This window comes from Rhodoferax sp. (assembly GCF_030653815.1).
Taxonomy (GTDB): domain Bacteria; phylum Pseudomonadota; class Gammaproteobacteria; order Burkholderiales; family Burkholderiaceae_C; genus Rhodoferax.
The window spans coordinates 57250-80879 of record NZ_JAURYQ010000036.1; the positions used below are offsets into that span (position 1 = coordinate 57250).

Consider the following 23630-nt stretch of genomic DNA (forward strand, 5'->3'; position numbering starts at 1 on the left):
ATGATGACCCAATCCATTCAACTCCCTGCGCCGACCCCCTTGCTCACCCGCACCGGCTGGAGCGCCTTCATCCTCGCCCTGATCGTGGTCTGCGCGGTGGCCCCAGTGCTCAATTTGCTGGTGCCGGCAGACAGTGTGTTTCATCTGAGCGACTACGCCGTGGGCCTGCTTGGCAAGATCATGTGTTACGCCATTTGTGCATTGGCGATGGACCTGATCTGGGGCTTCAGTGGCATCCTGAGCCTGGGCCACGGCTTGTTTTTTGCGCTCGGCGGCTACGTCATGGGCATGTACCTGATGCGCCAGATTGGGACCGATGGCAATTACAAAAGCAACTTGCCGGACTTCATGGTGTTCCTGGACTGGAAAGAGCTGCCCTGGCACTGGACTTTTTCAGACAGCTTTGTTGCCACCCTGATCCTGATCGTGGCGGTGCCGGGGCTGGTGGCCTTTGTCTTTGGTTACTTTGCTTTCCGTTCGCGCATCAAGGGCGTGTATTTCTCCATCATCACCCAGGCCCTGACCTTTGCCGCCATGCTGCTGTTCTTTCGCAACGAGACCGGGTTTGGCGGCAACAACGGCTTCACCGATTTCAAGCGGATTCTGGGGATTCCGGTGGCCACGCAGGAGATGCGCATGACCCTGTTTGTGCTGACTGGCGTCACGCTGCTGGCTTTCTTTCTGATGGCGCGCTGGCTCATTGGCAGCAAGTTTGGCCGCGTCCTGCAGGCCGTGCGCGACGCTGAAACCCGGGTCATGTTCAGTGGTTACAACCCGCTGGGCTACAAGCTCACCATCTGGACCATTTCGGCCATGATGTGCGGCGTGGCCGGCGCCCTGTATGTGCCGCAGGTGGGCATCATCAACCCGAGCGAAATGAGCCCGGCCAACTCCATCGAGATCGCCATCTGGGCGGCGGTGGGCGGACGCGCCACGCTGATCGGCCCGATTGTGGGCGCCTTCATCGTCAACGGCGCCAAAAGCTGGCTGACGGTGGCCTACCCAGAATTCTGGCTGTACTTTCTGGGCCTGCTGTTCATTGGGGTGACACTCTTTTTGCCCAATGGTGTGGTGGGCTTGGTCAAAAAATTGAAGGGGGGTGCGAAATGACCCCCGAATTGATGGAGCAGGGCGCGAGGCGGCTGGAAGCCTACCAAGCGGCCCAGACGGTCAGGGTCGGGCAGACCGAGTCGGGCGGGCGCCAGGCAGGCTTTTCGCGTCTTGCCACACCGGGCGAGGTGGACATCACCCATGGCCGTATTCTTTACCTTGAAGACGTGAGTGTGAGTTTTGACGGCTTCAAGGCCATCAACAAGCTGAGCCTCGATATTGCGCCAGGCGAGTTGCGCTGCATCATCGGCCCCAACGGCGCCGGCAAGACCACCATGATGGACATCATCACCGGCAAGACGCGCCCCGATGAAGGCCAGGTTTTCTTCGGCAGCACCATCGACCTGCTGCGCTACAAGGAATCCGAGATCGCCCAGATGGGCATTGGCCGCAAGTTTCAGAAACCCACGGTGTTTGAGCAATTGAGTGTGTTCGAGAACCTGGAGCTGGCGCTCAAAACCAACAAGGCGGTCACGTCATCGATGTTTTTCCGCCTCGACTCCGCGCAGAGCGACCGCCTGGCAGAGGTGTTGCACACGATCCACCTGAATGAGAGCGTGCGCGGCTTGGCCGGTAATCTGAGCCATGGCCAAAAGCAGTGGCTGGAAATCGGCATGCTGCTGATGCAGGATCCCAAATTGCTGCTGCTCGACGAACCGGTGGCGGGCATGACCGACGAGGAAACCGAACGCACCGCCGAGCTGTTCTTGAGCCTCAAGGGCAAACACTCGCTGATGGTGGTGGAGCACGACATGAGTTTCATCAACACCATCTCCGATATCGTCACGGTGCTGTGCGACGGCTCGGTGCTGGCCCAGGGCACGCTGGCGCAGGTGCAGGCCGATGAGCGCGTCATTGAAGTCTATCTGGGCCGCTGAGATGGCAACCCCCATGCTGAACGTCAAAAACATCAACCAATACTACGGCGGCTCGCACATCCTGCGCGACGTCAGCCTGCAGGCCACCTTGGGCAAAGTCACCGTGATTCTGGGCCGCAACGGCGTCGGCAAGACCACGCTGCTGAAAAGCCTGATGGGTCTGGTGCCCATCAAAAGCGGCAGCATCGAGTTTGACGGCCAACCGATTCACAACGCCACGCCGTACGAGCGTGCCCGCGCCGGCATCGGTTTTGTGCCGCAGGGGCGTGAAATTTTTGGCCGTCTCACTGTGCAGGAAAACCTGGCCATGGGCCTGGCCTACAAGCCTGCCAGCACACCGATCCCGCCCGAACTGTTCGAGTTGTTCCCGGTCTTGAAGCAGATGCTGCACCGTCGCGGTGGCGACTTGTCGGGTGGGCAGCAGCAGCAGCTGGCCATTGCCCGCGCGCTCGCGGCCGGCCCCAAGCTGCTGATCCTCGACGAGCCCACCGAGGGCATCCAGCCCAGCATCATCAAGGACATCGGCCGTGTCATTCGTATGCTGGCCGACCGCGGCGACATGGCGATTGTTCTGGTGGAGCAGTATTACGACTTTGCCCAGGAGTTGGCCGACAACTACGTGGTGATGGAGCGCGGCGCCGTGCGCGCCCAGGGGCTGGGTGCCAACATGGAGATCGACGGCGTGCGCCAGCTGGTGGCGATTTGAGACCTGAGACTTTGCGGGTCAGACCACTCGCAAAGCGACGTGCTCTGACCCCAATTGATTAGGTCGACCAGATACGCGGCACACTGGCGGTCAATTGCCATAAGTGCTGTCGCCAGACCTGCCACACCAGGCGCAGCAGGTCCGCTGCGGGTTCCACCAGCGGCGCCAGCACGCGCAGCACCATCACCTGTTCGTTCGGACAAGTGACGCCGGCCATCTGACCCAGCGGGTGCGAGTCGATTACCTGGCGGGCCATTTCCAGCCCGGCTTCACGGCGGTCACGGCTCATTTTTCTGCCGCTGACAAAAAACAGCGACGCCATGCAACGCTGCCCGGCCAAGCCCAGCGGGCCGTTCATCAGGCAGTGGTCATGGGCGTGCATCAGGCCACGCTCCAGCCAGACACCGGGCACTTCGATGTGCTGCAAAAACTGACCGGCATCGAACGGCAGGTTCGCGCTGGGCAGGCCGAAGGCAGTCAGGTCCCAGCCCATGAATTCGGCCTCGGGTCCCAGCGACACAGTCAGGTGGTTTTCTGCCAGGCAGGCGTTGTAGGCGATGGCTTCCAGGGGCAACCATTCCAGCCGCGCCTGGTCTTGCAGCGTGATGCGGGTGCGTTGCACTGCGGGTTCCCCCAGGCTGCGGTAAAAGCGGGTGGCACCCGGTGTGGTGATCAGGCCATGGGCTGTGCCGCTGGCCGTGATGGTCATGTCCAGCGTGTCGCCGCCCACCAGACCGCCGGGCGGATGCACCAGCACGTTGTGGCAGATGGCGTCACCCTCAGGGTACAAGCTTTGCAGCACGCGCAGCGGCCCGTCGTGACTGTGGCGCGCCACGCTGCGCTGCTGTTCCAGGCGGTAGGCGATGTCTAGTTGGGCGTGCCAGCTCATGACTCAGCTGGCTTAATGGTCCTGCGAACCGCGGTGCGCCCAGGCGGTGGTGTGTTTTTCAATCGCGCTGAAGAGTTCGTACATCGCCATTGCCATGGCACCCACCACGAGCAAGCCGGCAAAGGCCAGGCCCATTTGCATGCTGGAGCCCGCCGAGATCAGCAGGTAACCAATGCCTTCGTTGGCAGCCGTCATCTCACTCACTGTGGTGCCGACAAACGCCAGCGTGATGGCGACCTTGAGCGAGCCGTAAAAGTAGGGCATCGAACGCGGCAGGCCCACCTTGATCAGCACGTCCCAGCGCTTGGCACCCAGCACCCGCAGCACGTCTTCCAGTTCGGGTTCCAGCGTGGCCAGGCCGGTGGCAATGTTGACCATGATCGGGAAAAAGCTGATCAAGAACGCGGTCAGGATGGCCGGCCCGGCGCCAATGCCAAACCAGACCACCAAGATCGGTACGAAGGCCGCTTTGGGCAGCGCGTTGAACGCCGTCATCAGCGGGTACACGGCGGCATAGGCCAGGCGCGAGCTGCCAATCAAAAAGCCCAGCAGCACGCCCACCACGATCGCCAGGCCAAAGCCCACCATGGTGACCCAGTAAGTGCGCCAGGCGTGGCCGGCAATGGTGTCACGGAACTCCCAGAACTGGGTCCAGATGCGCCACGGGCTGGGAAAGATGAACTCCGACACATCGAAACCCGCACAGATGATTTGCCACAGCACCAGCACCGCCAGCAGCAGCAGCCAGGGTGACCAGATTTCCATTTGTTTTTTGTTCATGCGCTCACCTTGGGTTGGTTGACTGCACCGTTTTGGCGCACGGCACCAATGTGGCCGCGCAGCTCGTGCACGATGTCGGTAAATTCGGTGGTGTAGGTGATCTCCAGGTCGCGCGGGCGCGGTAGCGCAATCTCGCGCTTGACGACAAAACGGCCCGGACTCTTGCTCATTACATACACGGTGTCGGCCAGAAACACCGACTCGCGCAGGTCGTGGGTGACCAGGATCACATTGAACTGCTGCTCGGTCCAGAGGTCACGCAGGATGCACCAAAGCTCCTCGCGGGTGAAGGCGTCGAGCGCGCCAAAGGGCTCGTCAAGCAGCAGCATCTTGGGCTCATGAATCAAGGCGCGGCAAATGCTGGCGCGCTGCTGCATGCCGCCTGACAGCTGCCAGGGGAACTTGTCCTCATAGCCGCCCAGGCCGACTTTTTGCAGCAGCCTGCGCGCGCGTTCTTCGTACTCTTTGCGTTTGGCCTTGAAGTGGCTGCGGTAGGGCTCGACAATTTCCAGCGGCAACAGCACGTTGTCCACGGTGGTGCGCCAGGGCAGCAGCGACGGTGCCTGAAACGCCATGCCGGAAATCTTGAGCGGTCCGGTCACCGGCTGCTGGTCGATGTGAATCTTGCCCATCGATGGCATTTTCAAACCGGTGGCCAACTTCATGAAGGTGGACTTGCCGCACCCTGACGGGCCGACAATGGCGATGAACTCGCCCTGGCGCACCTTCATGTCGATGGCTTCAACGGCAAACTGGTTTTGTTCCAGCAGTTCGTCGTTGTAGGCCAGCCAGACGTCGGAGAAATCGACAAACCAGGGGCTGGGTTCGTGATGCATCATGGCTTATTTCTTCGGCAACACATCCAGCACTGCCTTGGTTGGCAAAAAGCTGCCATTCCAGACCGCATCCGGGTTGACCCGGGTTTTGGTGCCGAAGGCGTCTGATACTTGCGACGCCATCAGCGCCAGACGCGGGCCGTTGACCTGGCCAAAGCCCTCGGCGCGGGCGTTCGGGCTGTTGATGGTGGTGTCAATGGCCAGTTGCAAGCGGCGGGTTTCCAGTGCCACGTTGACAATGCCGTCGCGTGCCTTGACGTCGTTGATGGCTGCGCCCGGGTTGGCGATCACGTCTTTGGCGCCCTTGGCAAAGGCGGCCAGAAAAGATTTAATGGCTTCGGGGTTTTCCTTGATGAGCTTGGGCGACGCGATGATGGCGTTGCCGTACAGCTTGACGCCAAACGCCGGGTAGGGCATGACCACCACGTCAGCGGCCTTGGCGCCGCGTGCCTCCAGGTTCAACAGAGAGGTGAAGGTAAATCCGGTGATGGCATCGACGTCGCCGCGCACCAGCATGGTTTCACGCAGCGGCGGGTCCATGGCGGTCCAGGTCACGCCACTGATGGCGTTGGCCTTGGCAAAAATCGGAAACGCGCGTCGGCCCGCATCAAAGACGGGCGCGCCCATTTTTTTGCCGCTCAGGTCGGCCGGGGTCTTGATGCCGGACTTCTTCAAGGCCATCACAGAGGCTGGGGTGTCGTTGTAGACCATCATCACGGCCACTGGTTTGTTGGGCGCGTCGGGGTTGTTGGCGTGGAACTCCATCACGGCGGCCAGGTCGGCAAAACCCATGTCGTAGGCCCCAGAGGCGACGCGGGTCACGGCGCCACCCGAGCCGTTGCCTGCATCCACCGTCACGTCGAGCTTGGCGTCCTTGAAGTAGCCCTTGGCCGCGGGTGTCAGAAACAGCGCGCTGGGGCCCTCAAAGCGCCAGTCCAACTGGAATTTGATCGGTGTGGTTTGGGCCTGGACCAGGCCCAGAAAGCCCAAAGTGGCCAGGCTGGCCACAGTTTTGAGGAAAATGCGTTTTGACATGAGAACTCCATGGGATTGAGTGAACACATGTCAAACAGCAATAAAGGTGCCAGGCCTTGCGAGCCAGACCATGACAAAAATAAACGCCCTGTGCACTTACATGGTGCACAGGGCGTTGTTCTGGCTGTCCGGCCCGATCCCGTCACTGCCTTAGCAGTGACATTTTTATTTCACGTTAACGTTCAGCGCAGCGCGTTCACGTCGGCCACCGCCAGCGCGGTCATGTTGACGACGCGGCGCACGGTGCTGGACGGGTTGAGCACATGCGCGGTGGCGGCGGAACCGAGCAAGATGGGGCCGACCGTGAGGCCGTTGCTGCCGGTCATCTTGAGCACATTGAACAGGATGTTGGCCGAGTCCAGATTCGGGCAGATCAGGATGTTGGCGGCTCCGCTCAGGGTGTTGCCGATCAGCGTGGCGTTGCGGATCTCTTCCGACAAGGCGGCGTCGCCCTGCATCTCGCCGTCGCACTCGATGTCGGGGCAGGCAGCCTTGAACAGGTCCCGCGCCTGGCGCATTTTGCAGGCCGAGCCACGTTTGGAAGAGCCGTAGTTGGAATGCGACAAAAACGCCACCTTGGGCGCAATGCCGAAGCGGCGCACTTCGTCGGCGGCCATGCGGGCAATGTCGGCCAGTTGCTCAGCACTCGGGCTTTCGTTGACATAGGTGTCGGCCACGAAGATGGAGTATTGCTCCAGCATCAGCGCATTCAGGGTGGCAAAGCCGGAGGCGCCGGGTCTGACGCCCAGGATGTCGCGCACATGGTCCAGGTGCACGTCAAAGCGGCCATGCAGGCCGCACAGCATGGCGTCGGCATCACCGAGCTTGACCATCAGCGCGGCAATGGTGGTGGTGGAGCGGCGCACGGCGGCCTTGGCAGCCTCGGGGCTGACCCCATGGCGGCCCATGACCTGGTGGTAGGTTTCCCAGTACTGACGAAAACGCGGGTCGTCTTCGGGGTTGCAGCAGTCATAGTCACGGCCCAGTTGCAGGCGCAGGCCGGCCTTCAGAATACGCGCTTCGATGACGGCCGGGCGGCCAATCAAAATGGGCCGTGCCAGCCCGCCTTCGACCACGAGTTGCGCTGCACGCAGCACGCGGTCGTCTTCACCTTCGGCGTAAGCCACCCGTTTGGCGCTGTCGGGCGCATTGCGGGCGGCGTTGAACACCGGCTCCATCAGCAGGCCGGTGGAGTAAATGAAGCGTGACAGTTGGCGACGGTAAGCGTCCATGTCCTTGATGGGGCGCTTGGCCACGCCCGACGCCTCGGCTGCTGCGGCCACGGCGGGCGCAATGCGCAGGATCAGGCGCGAGTCAAAGGGCTTGGGAATGATGAAGTCGACGCCAAAGGCCAGGTCCTGGCCGGCGTAGGCATGGGCCACTTCTTCGCTGATATCGGCTTTGGCCAATTCGGCAATCTCGCGCACGCAGGCCAGTTTCATTTCCTCGGTGATCTGAGTGGCACCGCAGTCCAGCGCACCGCGGAAGATATAGGGAAAACACAGCACGTTGTTGACCTGGTTCGGGTAGTCCGAGCGGCCGGTGGCAATGATGCAGTCCGGCCGCACCGCCTTGGCCAGTTCCGGGCGAATTTCAGGTTCGGGGTTGGCCAGTGCCAGGATGATGGGCTGGCTTGCCATGGTCTTGACCATGTCTTGCGTCAACACCCCCGCGGCCGAGCAACCCAGGAACACATCGGCCTCATTGACGGCATCGGCCAGCGTGCGCGCGCTGGTGTCCTGCTCGAAGCGGGCTTTGGACGCGTCATAGCCGCCGGGACGGCCTTTGTACACCACGCCCTTGGAGTCGCAAATGAACACGTTCTTGACCTGCACGCCCAGGCCGATCATCACGTTCAGGCAGGCGATGGCTGCCGCGCCGGCGCCTGAGACCGCCACCTTGACGTCACCGATGTTCTTGCCCACCAATTCCAGGGCGTTGATGAGCGCGGCGCTGCTGATGATGGCGGTGCCGTGCTGGTCGTCGTGGAACACCGGGATGCCCATGCGCGCCTTGAGTTTCTCTTCAATGTAAAAACATTCGGGCGCCTTGATGTCTTCCAGATTGATGCCGCCCAGCGTGGGCTCCAGTGCGGCAATGATCTCGACCAGTTTGTCGGGGTCGCGTTCGGCCAGTTCGATGTCGAACACATCGATGCCGGCAAATTTTTTGAACAGGCAGCCCTTGCCCTCCATCACCGGCTTGCCAGCCAGCGGGCCAATGTCGCCCAGGCCCAGCACCGCCGTGCCGTTGGTGACCACCCCCACCAGATTGCCGCGGCTGGTGTAGTCGTAGGCCAGGTCCGGGTTGGCCTGAATGTCGAGGCAGGGGTAAGCCACACCGGGTGAGTAGGCCAGCGCCAGGTCGCGCTGGTTGACCAGCGGCTTGGTGGCGTTGACCGAGATCTTGCCGCGGGTGGGAAAGCGGTGGTAGTCGCGCGATGCGTCGCCCAGGGCTTGTTCGGCGTCTGACAGTTCATGGCTCATTGATGTCTCCTTATGAAAATGGATGGCACGCACTTTACACCCGCAGCAGGCCAATTTTTTGACTGGATGGGTGCGGCTTGATCCAACTCAACTCAGCAGATCATGCAGGCTGCGGGCAATGACTTTGGTGGCGCGCCGCAGGTCTTCCAGTTCCAGCCGTTCGTCGGCGCGTTTGGCGTGGGACTCAAGTACGGTGCGTGGCCCGGCGCCGTAAATCACGCCCGGAATGCCGGCCTGGGCAAACAGGCGCACGTCGGTGTACAGCGGTGTGCCCAGTGCCGGAATGGCTTCACCAAAAATGGCCTTGCCGTGTTGCTGAATGGCATCGACCAGCGGTTGGTTGCCAGGCATGGGCTGCATGGCATGGGCCAGCAACATGCGCTTGATATCCACCCTGATGCCCGGCAGTGTGGCGGCAGTGTCAAGAATCAGCTGGCGCAGATTGGCTTCAACCTCGGTGGCGTTCTCTTCGGGAATCATGCGCCTGTCCAGCTTGAAGCTGACCGTGCCCGGCACCACGTTGGTGTTGGTGCCGCCGCTGATCAGGCCGACGTTCAGGTAAGGATGGTTGATGCCCTGAACTTTTGAGCTGATGGACTTGTACAGCGTGTTTTGTGCATACAGCACGCTCAAAATCTGCACCGCAGCCTGCAAGGCGTCGACGCCCGATTCGGGAATGGCGGCGTGCGCCATCTGGCCGTGCACGGTGACTTCGAGTTGCAGGCAGCCGTTGTGCGCGGTGATCACCTGATAGCTGAAGCCTGCGGCAATCATCAGGTCGGGTTGGGTAAGCTGGTGTTGCAGCAACCAGGCCGGGCCCACCTCACCGCCAAATTCCTCGTCGTAGGTGAACAGCAGCTCGATGCTGCCCTTGGTCGGTTTGCACACGGCCTCGAGCGCGCGCATGGCAAAGGTGAAGGTGGAAAAGTCGCACTTGCTCACCGCGCTGGCGCGGCCGTACAGTTTGCCGTTCTCGATCTCGCCGCCGTAAGGGGCATGCGTCCAGCCCTCGCCCGGGGGCACCACGTCGCCGTGGGCGTTGAGCGCAATGGTTTTGCCGCCCGCCCCATAACGGTGACGCACGATCAGGTTGGTGATGCTTTGCAGGCCGGCAGCCTGCACTTCGGCAGCGGGCACCGGGTGCCTTTCGGCCTCAATGCCCATGGCCTGCAGCAATTCGGCCGTGCGTTCGGCGTGGGGCGCGTTGTTGCCCGGGGGGGTGTCGGTGGGGACGCGAATGAGTTCCTGCAGAAAGCGCACCTGTTCGTCAAAGTGGTCGTCGATCCAAGCGTCAAGTTGGGAGTAAGGGGTCATGGTCATCGAGGTTTTGTCATTGTTGTTCCAGGGCTTCGCAGGGTCGACTTCAGTCGACCTGGCCGAATGAATTCGACCCCACAGAGCTCACCTGAGCCAGTTGATCCAGCAGGTGCCCGAAAGCCGCCACCGCCAGTTGCATGTCGTCGCTGGTGGTGGATTCGAGCGGGTTGTGGCTGATGCCGGCATTCTGGCCGCGCACAAACAGCATGGCTTGCGGCATGATGTCATGCAGCTTCATGGCGTCATGGCCGGCGCCGCTGGGCATGCGGTGGATGGGCAGACCCAGACTGGCCACCGCGTTTTCCCAGCGGCTTTGCCACTCCGGCGCGCTTGGTGCGGCGCTGGCGCGCATGGATTCGGTGAGGTGATGGCTGACCTTGCGTTGCGCGCAGATGTCGGCCAAGGCGCGCAACAGGTCAACCTGCAGTGCATCACGCTGCGCGTTGCTGGGGGCGCGCAAGTCGAGCGAAAACTGGCAGCGGCCCGGCACCACATTGACCGAGCCGTTGGGCACCAGGAGCTGGCCCACGGTCGCAACCGAGTCACCGTCTTGTCTTGCGCGTTGTTCGCAGGCCAGCATGAATTCGGCCACGGCGCAGGCGGCGTCAGCGCGCTGGTTCATGGGTGTGGTGCCGGCGTGGCAGGCGGTGCCCACCACCTCGCCTTGGTAACGCGCGCTGGCGTTGATGGAGGTGACGATGCCCAGTGGCAGGTTCAGTGCGTTCAGCACCGGGCCCTGCTCGATGTGCACTTCGACAAAGCCCAGGTACTGCGCCGGGTCGCGCTGCAAGCTGGCAATTCGCTTCAGCACGGTGTTGGTCTCGTTCGTCTCGCACAGCCCCGCCTGCTGCATGGCGTTGCGCATCGACACCCCGTCGGCATCGCGCTGGTCGAGCCAGGCCGGGTTGAAGTCGCCGGTGAGCGCGCCCGAGCCCAGAAAGGTGGCCTTGAAGCGCTGGCCTTCTTCTTCGGCAAAGGCCACCACCTCGATGGCAAAGGGCAGGCGCTGGCCTGCCCGGTGCAACGCATGCACGCAGGCCATGGGCACAAAAATGCCAAGGCGGCCGTCGTATTTGCCGCCGTTGCGCACCGTGTCGTAGTGGCTTCCGGTGAGCAAGGTTTGACCTGCCGTCATCCCGTCATAGCGTCCCACCACATTGCCCACGGCGTCAACGGCCACACGGTCAAAGCCGCAAACCTGCATTTGCTCGCGGATGAAAGCGGCGCAGGCACGGTGGGCGTCGGTCAGGTAGGTTACGGTGAGTTGACCGGGCGCCTCTGAGTACTGGCTTAAGTGCTCTTGCCAGTCCCACACCCGGTCACCCAGATCGGGGCTGACACCAAACTTGTCATTGAGGCGAATCTCGGCAATGCGGTGGATGTTGCGCAGGCATTCCTGCAGCTCGAAGTCGGGGTGGCCGCGCAAGCGCCGCTCAAAGGTGGCAATGATTTCGGCCCGGCTCAGGCCCAGGCCGCGCGGGCCGCGCACCGCCAGAACGAAGGGCCAGCCAAACTTGGCCTTGTAGTCGGCATTGAGTTGCTGCAGTTGGGCAAATTCTTCGGCGCTGCAGTTCGTCAGACCCGCCTTGCTTTGCTCATGGGTCGACTCGGCCGTCAGGCTCTGGCTCACCATGGCCTTGCCCGCCAACTCCGGGTGGGCACGGATCAGGCCATGCTGGGCTTCGAGCGGGGCACTGCTGACCACTTGCGCCAGGATGAATTTGAGCTGGGCCAGCGACACAAACGGCCGCTGTGCCAGCGCTGCCTCGGCGATCCACGGCGAGTGTTCGTACAGGCCGTCGAGCAGTGGCAAGGCCGCATCGGCCGGGGCGCTGTTGAGTTGATCAAGGGTCAGGGGCATGGTGTCAAGCCTCAAATTGAATAGGGGTGTGTGGCCCGCCAGTGCCGGGCAATGTCGATGCGCCGGCACACCCACACCTTGTCATGCTGGCCGATGTAGTCCAGGAACCGCTGCAGCGCCACAATGCGCCCGGGGCGCCCCAGCAGGCGGCAGTGCATGCCCACACTCATCATCTTGGGGGCATCCAGGCCAGCCGGGTCGCCCTCGGCATACAGCGCGTCGAACGTGTCCTTGAGATACTGAAAAAACGGGTCGGCGTAAGCGTAGCCTTGCGGCAGCGCAAAACGCATGTCATTGCAGTCCAGCGTGTAGGGCACGATCAGTTGCGGCACCACCTCGCCGTTGGTCTTGCGCACTTCCATCCAGAACGGCAGGTCGTCGCCGTAGTAGTCACTGTCGTAGTCAAAACCGCCAAAGTCGGCCACCAGGCGGCGCGTGTTGGGGCTGTCGCGCCCGGTGTACCAGCCCAAAGGTCGTTCACCCATCAGCCGCGTCAGGATGTCCATGCCACGCGCCATGTGCTCGCGCTCCACGTCTTCGGGCAAATTTTGGTAATGAATCCAGCGCCAGCCATGGCATGCGATCTCGTGGCCCAATTGTTGGCAGGCCTGCACCAGTTCGGGGGTGCGCTCCAGCGCCATGCTGACACCGAACACCGTGAGCGGCAGGCCGCGCTGCTCAAACTCGCGCAGGATGCGCCACACGCCGGCGCGGGCGCCGTATTCGTAAATGCCTTCCATGCTGATGTGCCGGTCCGGGTAGCTGGCCGGGTTGGCCATCTCGGACAAAAATTGCTCGCTGCCCGCGTCGCCGTGCAGCACGCAGTTCTCGCCGCCTTCTTCATAGTTGAGGACAAACTGCACCGCAATGCGGGCCTGGTCGGGCCAGCGGGCATGAGGCGGCGTGGGGCCGTAACCCTGGAGGTCGCGCGGGTAGGGCAGGGTGCTGTTGTAGTGTTGCATGGGGAAGGCGGGAATTCAGTCAACTAAAGGCGCTGGCAATGGCGTCGATGGCGTGAGTGGCAGGCGCGGGGTCGAAGTCGAGGTTGGCCTCGACGTGGTGCAGGTGTTCTTCCATCAGGCGCACCGCCAGGGCTTCGTCTTTGGCGGCCAGCGCCTTGACGATTTGCGCATGTTCGTCGCTGGAATGTTCAGCCGCGCGGCTGGACTGGTACATCAGCGTGATCAGTGAGCAGCGCGAGATCAACTCGCCCAGCAACTCCGCCAGCACCTGGTTGCCCATGAGCTCGGCCATGCGCACATGAAAGTCGCCCAGCAGTTGGTTGCGCTGGCTGCGGCCGTTGTTGTCATCGAGCGCCAGGGCGGCTTGTTCGGCCTTGATGTGGGCTTGCAGCACCTTGATCTGTTTTCCGGTGACCTGGCGCACAAAGGCGCGCGTGGTTTCAAGCTCGAGCATGCGGCGTACCGCAAACACCTGTTTGGCCTCGGCCACCGACGGGCTGGCCACATAGGCGCCGCGGGCCGGCTCCATGCGGATCAGGCGGTGCTGCGACAACTGAAACAGGGCCTGGCGCACCAGTGTGCGCGACACGCCAAACTGGCTCGCAATTTTTTGCTCGGCCAACTTGGTGCCGGGCTTGAGCCGGTGTGACACGATGGCCTGCGTGAGCGCTGCCACGATCTGGTCAGTGCTTGAAGTTGCCGCGCTGACGGGAATAATTTGTTCGGTTGCCATGTCGGGATGATAGCCGTTTGCAGAAAAAGTGTATACACTTTGGTGAAATTTTTAAGGAAAGCACCATGGGACTCAGCACACATGTTCTCGACACCATGCATGGCAGGCCGGCCGCAGGCATGGCCGTGGCTTTGTATGCCACCGGGCCAGACGGCGCGCGTTGCCTGAAACAATTTGTGCTCAACCAGGACGGCCGCAACCCGGACGGGCTGTTGCTCAGTGCTGCCGAATTGCAGCGCGGCAGCTATCGGCTGGTGTTTGATGTGGCGGCGTATTTCAAGACCTGCGGCGTGGCTTTGCCAGAGCCCAATTTTTTGAACCAGGTGAGTCTGGACTTTGGTGTGGCCGCCCCGGAGCAGCATTACCACGTGCCGCTGCTGGTGAGTCCGTGGAGCTATTCAACCTACCGGGGCTCGTGAGGTGGGGCTGTTACAACTGCCCCTCGGTCAGCGTATCGAGCTGGAACAGGCCACTTTTGTGCCACAGCCAGGTGTCGGTGTACGTGACACGGCCCATGCGCACTGGGGCGGGGTAGGGGGCGGCCAGGCGCACGGTACGCTCGATTTCGGCCATGACCTCGGGGGCGTGACTGGGCGCGCGCATCCAGCTGGTGCTGGTGACCAGGCCCATGCCGTCCACCTCGATCTGCAGCACACCCACAGCGTAAAGCAGGGGCGGCATCTTGCCGCGGTACACGCGCTTCACATTGCGTTCGTACAAGTGGCTGGCAGCATCCAGTCGGTAAGCGCGGGGTGTGACGGCGCTCGATACATAAGTGGGCACAGGCACAGGCACGGGTGGGGGGGCCACCACCAAGGGGGCGGGCGGGGGTGCCACGGGGGCGGGCAAGGGCGGGGGCGGCGGCAAGGGTGTCGATGTACAGCCGGCCAAAATCGCAGCCATGCCAGCCATCAGGCGCAGCGAAACCTGCTTGGAGCGTAATGAGGCAAATATGTTCATGTGTTGTCTCGAAAAAATGACTGGTTTGCGCGTTGTAACATTGCCCGCCACTGACAAGCCCGTAATGTGCCTCAAAAAGCCAGGGTTGTCTTTGGGGTTAGCGCTAAAAGGGTAATCAATTGTGACTGTCGAAGCGCATTTTTTGAAGCTTTTGAGCGCACAACCGGCTGTGCTGGTCTCGGTGCAGGCGCATCGTGGCTCGGTGCCGCGTGAGGCGGGCGCCTGGATGGCGGTGTTTGCTGACAGCACTTTTGGCAGTATTGGTGGTGGTCATTTGGAGTGGCAAGCCATGGAGCAGGCTCGGGCACAGCTGGGCGGCCAAGTCGGCTTGCAGGTTCGCCGTGTTTCTCTGGGGCCGTCATTGGGGCAGTGCTGTGGTGGCGAAGTCACGCTGCAATTCGAGCCAGTCAGTGCCTCGGACCTCACCCGCTTGCACCAGCATTTTTCGGATCAGCGGGCACTGTGGCCGCCTGTGGCCTTGTTTGGTGGTGGTCATGTGGCGACTGCGCTGGTGCAGGTGCTGGGCCGCTTGCCGTTCCGGGTGCATTGGCTGGACAGCCGCGACGGCATTTTTCCTGAAGACTTGCCCGCCAATGCCTGTGCAGAGCATTCCGACCCGGTTCAACGCGGCGTGGCCGGACTGGCGCCCGGGACCCGGGTGCTGATCATGAGCTTCAGCCACGCTGAAGACCTGGACGTGGTGGCTGCCTGCTTGCTGCGCCAGCGTTTACACGCGGATTTGCCCTTCATTGGATTGATCGGCAGCCGAAGCAAATGGGCCACCTTTCGCCATCGCCTGGCCGAGCGTGGCTTCAGTGCGCAGGAGCTGGGGCAAGTGACCAGCCCGATCGGTGTGCCGGACATTGCTGGCAAGGTACCCGACGTCATTGCCGTGGCGGTGGCGGCACAACTCTTGCAACTGAGTGGTTCAACCAAGGAAGCATGATGGAAAGTTATATTTTGGATTGGCTCAACCTGCTGCTGCGCTGGGCGCATGTGGTCACCGCCATCGCCTGGATCGGTTCCTCGTTTTACTTTGTCTTTCTGGACAGCAGCCTGACGCCGCCCGAAGACGAAGACCTGAAAAAGCAGGGTGTCAGCGGCGAATTGTGGGCGGTGCATGGCGGTGGCTTTTATCACCCGGTCAAGTTTGCCGTCAAGCCGCCGCAGTTGCCCAAACACCTGCACTGGTTTTACTGGGAAAGCTACAGCACCTGGCTCACCGGCTTTGCGCTGTTCACCGTGTCTTACCTCTGGAGCGCCGGCACTTACCTGATCGACAAATCAAAAATGGACTGGGTGCCCTGGCAGGCGGTGACCGTGGCGATTTTGTTTTTGGTGGTGTTCTGGTTGCTGTATGACCTGATCTGCCGGCTGTATGGGCAGCGCAAAAGCGGTGACGCGATCGTCGGCGCCCTGGTGATGGTGCTGGTTTGCGTGGCGAGCTGGCTGGCCTGCCACTGGTTTGCGGGCCGAGCCGCCTTTTTGCTGGTGGGCGCCATGCTGGCCACCAGCATGAGCGCCAATGTGGCGCATTGGATCATTCCGGGCCAGCGAAAAATGGTGGCCGCCATCCAGGCCGGTGCGCCGGTCGACCCGATCCACGGCATCCGCGGTAAACAGCGCAGCGTGCACAACACCTACTTCACGCTGCCGGTGCTGTTTGCCATGCTCAGCGGCCATTACAGCTTTACCTACACGCACCCGCAAAACTGGCTGGTGCTGATCGCCATGATGTTTGCCGGAGCCGCGGTTCGCCAGTTTTTTGTCATGCGCCACGGCTACAAGCTGGGCCGCAATGGCAACCCCTGGCCCTATGCTGGCGTGGGCGTGGCAGTGATCGGGGTCATCATGCTCTGGCTGGCGCCCGAGCCCGTCGAACCGATGCCGGCGGCTAGCGCTGATGCAGTCAATACCAGTGTGGGCGGCGCCATTGCTTACGCCACGCTGCAACCCATTCTGGCGCAGCGCTGCTATTTGTGCCATGGCGCGCAGGTGCAAATGAAAAACGTTCGGCTCGACTCGGCCGCCAACGTCAAGTTGCATGCGCAAAATATCTACCAACAGGTGGTGGTCAGCAAGCTCATGCCCATGACCAACACCACGGGTATCTCGGAAGCCGAGCGCATGGTGATCAAGCAGTGGTTTGAGACCGGCGCCAAGGTCGATTGAGGCTTTTCACGCCCACCGAGGCAGGCCGAATTCAACCAAAAAAATGGCGGACCGTGTTGCGATCCGCCATTTTTGGCTGGGCCGATGAAGGCCCTGCGTTCAGCGTGTTATCAGCGCGCGCGCTCAGCCAAAAACATCTCGATGCGGCGGTTTTTGGCACGGCCGGCTTCGGTGTAGTTGTCGGCGACGGGCTCGTACGAGCCGCGGCCGTCAATCTGGATGCGCTGACCATTCACACCGCGTGAAATCAGGTAGTTGCGTGCGCTGGAAGCCCGGTTGACCGACAGCGGGTTGTTGATGGCGTCCGAGCCGGTACTGTCAGTGTGACCCACAATGCGGATTTCAGTGTTGGGCTGATTGGCCAGGCCTTGGGCAAACTGGTCCAAGATGGGACGCAGGTTGGGCTTGATGACCGCGCTGTTGACGTCAAACGAGATATCGCTCGGGATGTTGAGCTTGAGCTGGTTGTCAGCGGTTTGCGTCACGTCCACGCCGGTGCCCGCGGTGGCCTGCTCCATGGCCGCTTTTTTCTGTGCCATCTGGGTCGACCAGATGTAGCCACCCAGTGCGCCCACGCCAGCGCCAATGACCGCCGACTTGCTGCTGTCGCCGATGGCCGCCCCTGCCAGCGCACCCACACCTGCGCCAATGGCGGAGCTGCGTTGGGCATCCGACATGTTGGCACAGCCGGTCAGCAGAATCAGGGCAGCGCTCAGAGCGGCAAGTGCCGGGCGACCGCGAAATTTCAGGTTTGTCATGGTGCTTCCTTCAGGTTTATTTACAAAGCCAATTTATACCAGTGACGCTGCGCTTTGGTTTGTGCGTTGGCCCACATTGGGTATCAAAATGTAAGCATGGCTTGAGAATCCACATGGAATCACGCTGTCACCTTGTCCGCCTCCGAGGTAAATGCATCGGCATAGAACTCATCTTCTGGCAAACCGGCGGCCAGGTAGTCGGCACGCGCCGAGTCCACCACAATGGGCGCACCGCAGGCATAAACCTGGTGGCCGCTCAGGTCGGGCAGGTCCTGCAGCACCGCGCGGTGGACAAAACCGGTGCGCCCCTGCCAGTGGTCTTCCGCCAGCGCGTTGGACACCACCGGCACATAGCGCAGATTCGCCATTTCGGCCAATTTGGCTTGTACCCAGTCATCCATGTAGAGGTCGAAGGGACGGCGGCCACCCCAGTACAGCGTGACCGGGCGTCTGATGCCCTTGAACTGCATGTGCTCGATGATGGCCTTGACCGGGGCAAAGCCGGTGCCCGAAGCCAGCAGAATAATCGGCTTGTCGCTGTCATCGCGCAGGTAAAAGCTGCCAAAAGGGCCTTCAATGCGCAAGATGTCGCGCTCCTTCATGCTGCCAAAAACCTGGTCGGTGAACAGGCCGCCCGGCATGTGGCGAATGTGCAGCTCCAGCCCCTGCTCGATCAGCTGCGGTGCGCTGGCCATGGAGTAACTTCGGCGCACGCCGCCCTGCAGTAAAAATTCGATGTACTGGCCGGCATGGTAGGCAAAGCGGTCGTTGGCCGGCATTTGCAGCAGCAGGCGCATCACATCGGGTGATTTTTTCTCCATCAACTTGATGCGCGTGGGCATTTTCTTGATGGCAAAGGCGCCGGCCAGCGTCACCTGACGCGACTCCAGCACCACGTCGCTTAATGGGCTGGCGCAGCAGGTCAGCACAAAACCCTGGGCTTCTTCGGCCTCGCTGAGGGCCTTGCTCTGGTGCGTGCCGTGGCGCACGCTGCCGCTGAGCTTTTTGCATTTGCACGAGCCGCAAGCGCCGTCCTTGCAACCGTAGGGCAGGTTGACGCCCTGCGCAATACCGGCTGCCAGGATGGTTTCGTCCGCCGGCGTGGTGAACGTGCGGCCGCTGGGTTCGATGGTGATCTGAAAAGCACTAGGGCTGGCGTTGCCGGTCATATTGTGGTTATCCTCAAACATTCAGTTTTTAAAAGGAGTCAATTTTGCCTGCACTGCGAAGCCCCCATACGCTCATGTACGCCACTCGCCCCGGAACTTTGCCGGCGCGTTTCCGGCGCGAGCGCCTGTTGCTGGTCGGGTGTGGTGACGTCGGTCTGCGTGTGGCGCGCCAACTGGGCCCGCGGGTGCGCTTGCTGGCGCTCACCTCGCAGACCGCGCGTGTGGCGGAGCTGCGGGCCTTGGGCATCACGCCGCTGCTGGGTAATCTGGACAAGCCCGCCAGCCTCAAGCGCCTGAGCGGCCTGGCCACGCGTGTAGTGCACCTGGCGCCACCGCCCGGTAGCGGGCCGCAAGACCCGCGCACCCAGACGCTGCTGCAGGTGCTGCGCCGGCGCTCGTCCTTGCAAAGCCTGGTCTACGGCTCCACCAGCGGTGTTTATGGCGACTGCCAGGGGGACGTGGTCACCGAGGGGCGCGCCCTCAATGCGGCCACCGCGCGGGCGCAACGGCGCATTGATGCCGAACGGCGCATCCGGCACTTTGGCCGCGCTGCAAAGGTACCGGTCAACATTTTGCGCATTCCGGGCATCTACGCGCCCGACCGCGAGGGCGGCACGCCGCGCGAGCGACTGCTCAAGGGCACGCCGGTGCTGCAAGCCAGTGACGATGTTTATACCAACCACATCCACGCTGACGACCTGGCGCGCGCCTGCATTGCGGCCCTGTGGCGAGGTCGGCCCGGACGGGTCTATAACGTCAATGACGACACCTGCCTGAAGATGGGCGACTACTTTGACCTGGCCGCCGACCTGTACGGCCTGCCAAGGCCGCCCCGGGTGCCGCGCGACACGGCCACAGCGCAGTTGCCATTGCTGCTGCTGAGCTTCATGAGCGAGTCACGCCGCATGGACAACACCCGGCTCAAGGCCGAGCTGCGCGTGGCGCTGCGCTATGCCACGGTGGCGCAGGGTTTGAGCGAGGCAAAAGTCGTGTAACACTGGGTTTGCCGGAACGGTGGCTTGCTGCTCAGGGCAGAATAGGGCCACTTACATACTCTCATACCTGCGTCATGATAAATACGATTACGCCAGTTCCTGGCAATGCCGAAGCCGCCGCTGTCCCTCTTGAGTCCGCCGATTTTGACGAACTCGACACCCTTCTGGACGACCTGCGTACGCGCTTTGACGAAACCCCGCAATGGGAGTTTTGCGAAGGTTTCATGGCCGCGCTGGTGTGCTGCCGCCGCGTGATCAGTCCGACCGAGTATTTTTCGGTGCTGCTGGATCTGGAAGATGACAGCGAAACGCCGCTGTTTGCCGACGAAGCCCAGTTCAAACGCTTTTTTGACCTCTGGATGCGGCGCTGGAACGAAGTCGCTGCAGCCCTCAACGTCGACGTGGAGTCGCTCGATGACGAGCGCGCCTACCAGCCCGAGGTGATGGACTTGCGCGGCGCCATTGCCGCCCTGCCCGAGGAGCAGCGCGCTGAAATGGGTGATGCGCCGATTCCCTCCTTTGGCCAGATCTGGGCCATTGGCTTTATGTACGCGGTCGAAAGCTGGCCCGAGGAATGGGCGCCGCCGCGCGACAAGGACGCCGCCAAGGTGCTCGATGCCGCGCTGGAATGCATCGTGGCGGTGACCGAGGACGACACCGACACCCCGACGGTGGCGGCTTTCGAGGACGATGGTGTTCCGACCATCAGCGAGCAGCGTCTCAATGACTTTGCCGATGCCATGTGGGCGGTGTACGACTTGCGCGAGCTGTGGCGCAACATCGGCCCGCGCGTGGAAACCGTGCACGCCGAGGTCAAACCCGGCCGCAACGACCCCTGTTCCTGCGGCAGCGGCAAAAAATACAAAAAATGTTGTGGCGCCTGAGGCTTGTTTTTTTTGTGGGGTCGACTTCAGTCGACCAGGGCGGGCGCAAAAAACTGCCGCAACAGCGCCGCCGTCTCCCGGGGTAATTCCTCGGGGATGAAATGCCCGGCCTCCATGGCCTGCCCCGTGACTTGGCCAGCGCACTGCGCCTGCCATAGGGCCAGCGGCTGGAACAGGCGCTGCACCACGCCGCGCGCACCCCATAGCACCAGCGTGTCGCAAGCTATTTTTTGACCCTGCGCCCGGCTGGCGCGGTCATGGTCCAGGTCAATGCTGGCGCTGGCGCGGTAGTCTTCGCACATGGCGTGGAGGGTGTCAGCCTGGATAAAGCAGCGCTCATATTCCGCCAAGACTGCAGGCTCGATGTGGTCCAAGCTGGTGGCGCCCCAGCCGCCCAGCTTGGCGTGTAAATAGGCCAGCGGATTGCCGCCGATCATGGCCTCGGGCAAGGGCGCGGGCTGGATCAGGTGAAACCAGTGGTAATAGGCCTTGGCGAACTCGAAGTCTGTGGCCGCGTACATGTCCAGCGTCGGTGCAATGTCGATCACGCACAGTTTTTGCACCCGTGCGGGGTGGTCCAGCGCCAGCCGGTGAGCGACACGGCCGCCACGGTCATGCCCGCATAAAAAGAAGCTTGCCACGTCCAATGCGTCCACCACTTCCAGCATGTCCTGTGCCAGCGTGCGTTTGCTGTAATTGCTGTGGTCAGGCAGACCCGGTGCCTTGCTGGAGTCACCATAACCCCGCAGATCGGGCAGCACCAGGTAAAAATCCTGCTGCAGGTGTTTGGCCACCCGGTGCCACATGACGTGGCTTTGCGGAAAGCCGTGCAAGAGCAGCAAGGCCGGACGCCCGCCCTGCGCGCCGCGCGAGACGCGGGCAAAAATGCGCGCACCATTGACGTCGAAGTGACGCGTTTCAAAGTCTTCAAACCAGTTCATGAGGGCACTCCTTGCAAAGCGTGGATCATGTCAAATCAGGGGCGGCCGGCACCGTTTTGCCAGCTTACCCCTGCAACAGCAGGGTTGCCAGCACCCACATGGTCACGGCAATCAGCGCGTCAAGCACCTGCCAGGCGCGCGCGGTGGCAAACAGCGGGGCCAGAAACCGCGCACCAAAACCCAAGGCGGCAAACCAGCACAGACTGGCGCTGACGGCACCGGCACCAAAGATCCAGCGGCCAGGGTCGGGGCGCTGGTTGGCCAGGGCACCGAGCAGCACCACGGTATCCAGGTACACGTGCGGGTTCAAAAAGGTGAAGGCAAAGCAGGCGGCCAGCGCTGCCGTCAGGGTGGCCCCGCCATTTTTGCTCACTTGCATGGGTTCGCCCTGCCAGGCGCGCCGCGCGGCCAGCACGCCATAGGTCAGCAGAAACAAGGCGCCGCCGTAGCGCGTGAGCGTCATCAGCAAAGGGTTGTCGCGCACCAGCAGGCCGGCGCCGCCAATGCCGGCCAGAATCAGCAGCGCGTCAGACAGCCCGCAAAACAGCACCAGGGGCAGCACATGCTGGCGCAAAATGCCCTGGCGCAGCACATAGGCGTTTTGTGAACCGATCGCCACGATCAGCGCCAGCCCGGTGGCAAAGCCACTGAAGAAGTCCAGGCTCAAGGGGTCAGGTGCAGGCGCACGCAGAGTCCGCGGCCAGCCAGGCCGTCCGCGAGTGTCAGGCTGGCATGGTGCAGGTCGGCCACGCGTTTGCAGATCGCCAAGCCCAGGCCCGTGCCAGGCTGGCTTTGCTCGGCGATGCGGTAAAAACGCTCAAAAACCTGGTGACGCTGGCCGGGCGCGATGCCGGGGCCGTCGTCGCAGACCGACAGCTGGACGCCCGAGCCATCGGCTTGAAGGTCGATGAGGATGTTGCCACCGCGGGGCGTGTAGTGAATGGCGTTGTCCACCAGGTTGGAGAGCAGCATGGCCAGCATGTCGGCATTGCCGCTGACTGGCGGCAAGTCGGGCTCGGCAACCAGTTCCAGACTTTGCTCGCGCTGCAAGGCCAGGGGCGCCAGTTCGGCGCAAATGGTCTCGGCAATTTTTTCAAGACGGAGGCTTTGAAATTCTGGCCGGGCCTGCTTGGGGTCGAGCCGCGCCAGCGTCAGCAGCTGATTGACCAGGCGAATGCCGCGTTCCACGCTGTGCTGCATCTGTTCAAGCGCTAGCTGGCGCGGCGCCTCGGCCTGGGTGTGGCGTGCGACGTACAGCTGCGCCTGAATGGCCGCCAATGGCGTGCGCAGCTGGTGGGCGGCATCGTCGGTGAAACGGCGCTCATGGTCCAGGGTCTGCCCCATGCGGGTGAGCAGGTCGTTCAGGGCGGTGACGATGGGTTGCACCTCATCTGGCACCGACCGGGCGTCAATCAGCGTCAGGTTGTTGGGTTGTCTTTTGCTGATTTCCTGGCTCAGGGTGGCCAGCGGGTGCAGTCCCTTGCGAATGGAAAACCACAGCAACAGGAAGAGCACCGGCAGCCCGAGCGCCAGCGGCGTGGCGGCGGCAATGACCATGTTGCGCACCAACTTGGCCCGGAAATCGTGGGGCTCCGAGACGATGATTTTCACGCCGTGGCTGGTGTCGTGAACATGGTAGTTGCGCCAACCCTTGCCTTGTTCATCTGCGTTGTCCGAATAGCCCATGGTTTTGGTCATTCTGTCCAGTGGCGCGTTGTCCGAGCGAAACAGCAAATGGCCGTCATCACGCCACAATTGGTAACGCAGACTGCTGCCGTATTGTGTTTTCCTGGAGCCCGGTGGCCTGATGTCGGGCTGCACCTTGGGGCCGGGTGGCGCGCTGCTGACGTTCTCTGGCGGAGCTGCTGGGTTCTTGAAAATGCTTGCGCGGTTGGGCAGTTCAGGCCAGCTGTTGAAGAGCCGATCAATCGCCGCAGATGACATGGTGGTGGGAAAAAACTCTTCGTTGTGATCCGGGTCCATCATTTGCAGAAAGGCCTTGGCGGTATGCGCCAGATGCACGTCGTAAAGCTCGTTGACCTGGGTGATGTTGTCCCGCGTCGACAGCGTGGTCATGACCGCCCAGAACAGAAAGCTGACCACCCCCAGCGCCACCAGCAGACGGTGGCTGAGGGTGATGTGGGAGCGACCAGCCATG

The 23630-nt window shown here is 62.2% G+C and carries 23 protein-coding genes; 8 read left to right on the top strand and 15 right to left on the bottom strand.

Annotation, left to right across the window (positions count from 1 at the left end):
- From urtC to urtE, 3 genes are read left to right on the top strand one after another with little or no spacing between them, the layout of a single operon-like run.
- Nucleotides 1-1110 (top strand): urea ABC transporter permease subunit UrtC, encoded by a 1110-nt coding sequence (gene urtC, locus Q7U49_RS11900; protein WP_304764481.1) that lies wholly within the window; start codon nt 1-3, stop codon nt 1108-1110.
- Complete coding sequence (urtD, locus tag Q7U49_RS11905) at nt 1107-1988, top strand: urea ABC transporter ATP-binding protein UrtD (protein ID WP_304764482.1); 882 nt, start codon at nt 1107-1109, stop codon at nt 1986-1988. The genes urtC and urtD overlap by 4 nt, the downstream gene beginning before the upstream one ends.
- Nucleotides 1989-2001: 13 nt before the next feature.
- Entirely contained in the window at nt 2002-2694 is a 693-nt protein-coding gene (gene urtE / locus Q7U49_RS11910; RefSeq protein ID WP_304764483.1) for an urea ABC transporter ATP-binding subunit UrtE, read from the top strand.
- Between the two features lie 58 nt (nt 2695-2752).
- On the opposite strand, the gene Q7U49_RS11915 is transcribed toward urtE, so the two are convergent.
- The 9 genes from Q7U49_RS11915 to Q7U49_RS11955 all read right to left on the bottom strand — a co-directional run bounded on the left by Q7U49_RS11915 (nt 2753) and on the right by Q7U49_RS11955 (nt 13593).
- Nucleotides 2753-3583 (bottom strand): urease accessory protein UreD, encoded by an 831-nt coding sequence (locus Q7U49_RS11915; RefSeq protein ID WP_304764484.1) that lies wholly within the window; start codon nt 3581-3583, stop codon nt 2753-2755.
- A 12-nt stretch (nt 3584-3595) separates the two neighbouring features.
- Nucleotides 3596-4363, bottom strand: coding sequence for an ABC transporter permease (locus Q7U49_RS11920; RefSeq protein WP_304764485.1), 768 nt, complete (start codon nt 4361-4363; stop codon nt 3596-3598).
- Nucleotides 4360-5202: an ABC transporter ATP-binding protein gene (locus Q7U49_RS11925; protein ID WP_304764486.1), complete on the bottom strand. Its 843-nt coding sequence runs from the start codon at nt 5200-5202 to the stop codon at nt 4360-4362. Before Q7U49_RS11925 ends, Q7U49_RS11920 begins: the two co-directional genes overlap by 4 nt.
- A 3-nt stretch (nt 5203-5205) precedes the next feature.
- Nucleotides 5206-6234 carry an ABC transporter substrate-binding protein gene (locus tag Q7U49_RS11930; protein WP_304764487.1) on the bottom strand — a complete coding sequence of 343 codons (1029 nt, stop codon included), beginning with the start codon at nt 6232-6234 and terminating at the stop codon, nt 5206-5208.
- A gap of 182 nt (nt 6235-6416) precedes the next feature.
- On the bottom strand, nt 6417-8720 hold the full coding sequence (locus Q7U49_RS11935) for an NADP-dependent malic enzyme (RefSeq protein ID WP_304764488.1): 2304 nt from the start codon (nt 8718-8720) through the stop codon (nt 6417-6419).
- A gap of 87 nt (nt 8721-8807) precedes the next feature.
- Nucleotides 8808-10034 carry a M20/M25/M40 family metallo-hydrolase gene (locus Q7U49_RS11940; RefSeq protein WP_304764489.1) on the bottom strand — a complete coding sequence of 409 codons (1227 nt, stop codon included), beginning with the start codon at nt 10032-10034 and terminating at the stop codon, nt 8808-8810.
- Nucleotides 10035-10083: 49 nt separating this feature from the next.
- Complete coding sequence (gene uraD / locus Q7U49_RS11945) at nt 10084-11898, bottom strand: 2-oxo-4-hydroxy-4-carboxy-5-ureidoimidazoline decarboxylase (protein ID WP_304764490.1); 1815 nt, start codon at nt 11896-11898, stop codon at nt 10084-10086.
- An 11-nt stretch (nt 11899-11909) separates the two neighbouring features.
- Nucleotides 11910-12860, bottom strand: coding sequence for an allantoinase PuuE (gene puuE, locus Q7U49_RS11950; RefSeq protein WP_304764491.1), 951 nt, complete (start codon nt 12858-12860; stop codon nt 11910-11912).
- A gap of 19 nt (nt 12861-12879) precedes the next feature.
- The gene (locus tag Q7U49_RS11955; RefSeq protein ID WP_304764492.1) at nt 12880-13593 is read right to left on the bottom strand and encodes a GntR family transcriptional regulator; all 714 of its coding nucleotides are present in this window, start codon (nt 13591-13593) and stop codon (nt 12880-12882) included.
- A 65-nt stretch (nt 13594-13658) separates the two neighbouring features.
- Here Q7U49_RS11955 and uraH point away from each other — a divergent pair, with 65 nt between their 5' ends.
- On the top strand, nt 13659-14012 hold the full coding sequence (gene uraH / locus Q7U49_RS11960; RefSeq protein WP_304764493.1) for a hydroxyisourate hydrolase: 354 nt from the start codon (nt 13659-13661) through the stop codon (nt 14010-14012).
- A gap of 10 nt (nt 14013-14022) precedes the next feature.
- Here uraH and Q7U49_RS11965 read toward each other — a convergent pair whose 3' ends face one another.
- Nucleotides 14023-14553 (bottom strand): hypothetical protein, encoded by a 531-nt coding sequence (locus Q7U49_RS11965; protein ID WP_304764494.1) that lies wholly within the window; start codon nt 14551-14553, stop codon nt 14023-14025.
- A gap of 142 nt (nt 14554-14695) precedes the next feature.
- Here Q7U49_RS11965 and xdhC point away from each other — a divergent pair, with 142 nt between their 5' ends.
- The gene (gene xdhC / locus Q7U49_RS11970) at nt 14696-15499 is read left to right on the top strand and encodes a xanthine dehydrogenase accessory protein XdhC (protein WP_304764495.1); all 804 of its coding nucleotides are present in this window, start codon (nt 14696-14698) and stop codon (nt 15497-15499) included.
- Complete coding sequence (locus Q7U49_RS11975; protein WP_304764496.1) at nt 15499-16725, top strand: urate hydroxylase PuuD; 1227 nt, start codon at nt 15499-15501, stop codon at nt 16723-16725. Before xdhC ends, Q7U49_RS11975 begins: the two co-directional genes overlap by 1 nt.
- 110 nt (nt 16726-16835) lie before the next feature.
- Here Q7U49_RS11975 and Q7U49_RS11980 read toward each other — a convergent pair whose 3' ends face one another.
- Together Q7U49_RS11980 and Q7U49_RS11985 are read right to left on the bottom strand one after the other, a co-directional pair.
- Nucleotides 16836-17483, bottom strand: a complete 648-nt coding sequence (locus Q7U49_RS11980; RefSeq protein ID WP_304764497.1) for an OmpA family protein — start codon at nt 17481-17483, stop codon at nt 16836-16838.
- A gap of 119 nt (nt 17484-17602) precedes the next feature.
- Nucleotides 17603-18652 (bottom strand): CDP-6-deoxy-delta-3,4-glucoseen reductase, encoded by a 1050-nt coding sequence (locus tag Q7U49_RS11985; RefSeq protein WP_304764498.1) that lies wholly within the window; start codon nt 18650-18652, stop codon nt 17603-17605.
- A gap of 74 nt (nt 18653-18726) precedes the next feature.
- Here Q7U49_RS11985 and Q7U49_RS11990 point away from each other — a divergent pair, with 74 nt between their 5' ends.
- Both Q7U49_RS11990 and Q7U49_RS11995 read left to right on the top strand, forming a co-directional pair.
- A complete protein-coding gene (locus tag Q7U49_RS11990) occupies nt 18727-19647 on the top strand; it encodes an SDR family oxidoreductase (RefSeq protein ID WP_304764499.1) in 921 nt (306 codons plus the stop codon).
- 74 nt (nt 19648-19721) lie between these two features.
- Complete coding sequence (locus Q7U49_RS11995; protein WP_304764500.1) at nt 19722-20531, top strand: UPF0149 family protein; 810 nt, start codon at nt 19722-19724, stop codon at nt 20529-20531.
- Between the two features lie 26 nt (nt 20532-20557).
- Here Q7U49_RS11995 and Q7U49_RS12000 read toward each other — a convergent pair whose 3' ends face one another.
- The 3 genes from Q7U49_RS12000 to Q7U49_RS12010 all read right to left on the bottom strand — a co-directional run bounded on the left by Q7U49_RS12000 (nt 20558) and on the right by Q7U49_RS12010 (nt 23629).
- Nucleotides 20558-21472: an alpha/beta fold hydrolase gene (locus Q7U49_RS12000; protein WP_304764501.1), complete on the bottom strand. Its 915-nt coding sequence runs from the start codon at nt 21470-21472 to the stop codon at nt 20558-20560.
- Between the two features lie 64 nt (nt 21473-21536).
- Nucleotides 21537-22139 carry a LysE/ArgO family amino acid transporter gene (locus tag Q7U49_RS12005; RefSeq protein WP_304764502.1) on the bottom strand — a complete coding sequence of 201 codons (603 nt, stop codon included), beginning with the start codon at nt 22137-22139 and terminating at the stop codon, nt 21537-21539.
- Nucleotides 22136-23629 carry a HAMP domain-containing sensor histidine kinase gene (locus Q7U49_RS12010; RefSeq protein WP_304764503.1) on the bottom strand — a complete coding sequence of 498 codons (1494 nt, stop codon included), beginning with the start codon at nt 23627-23629 and terminating at the stop codon, nt 22136-22138. Before Q7U49_RS12010 ends, Q7U49_RS12005 begins: the two co-directional genes overlap by 4 nt.
- Nucleotide 23630 lies beyond the last annotated feature (1 nt).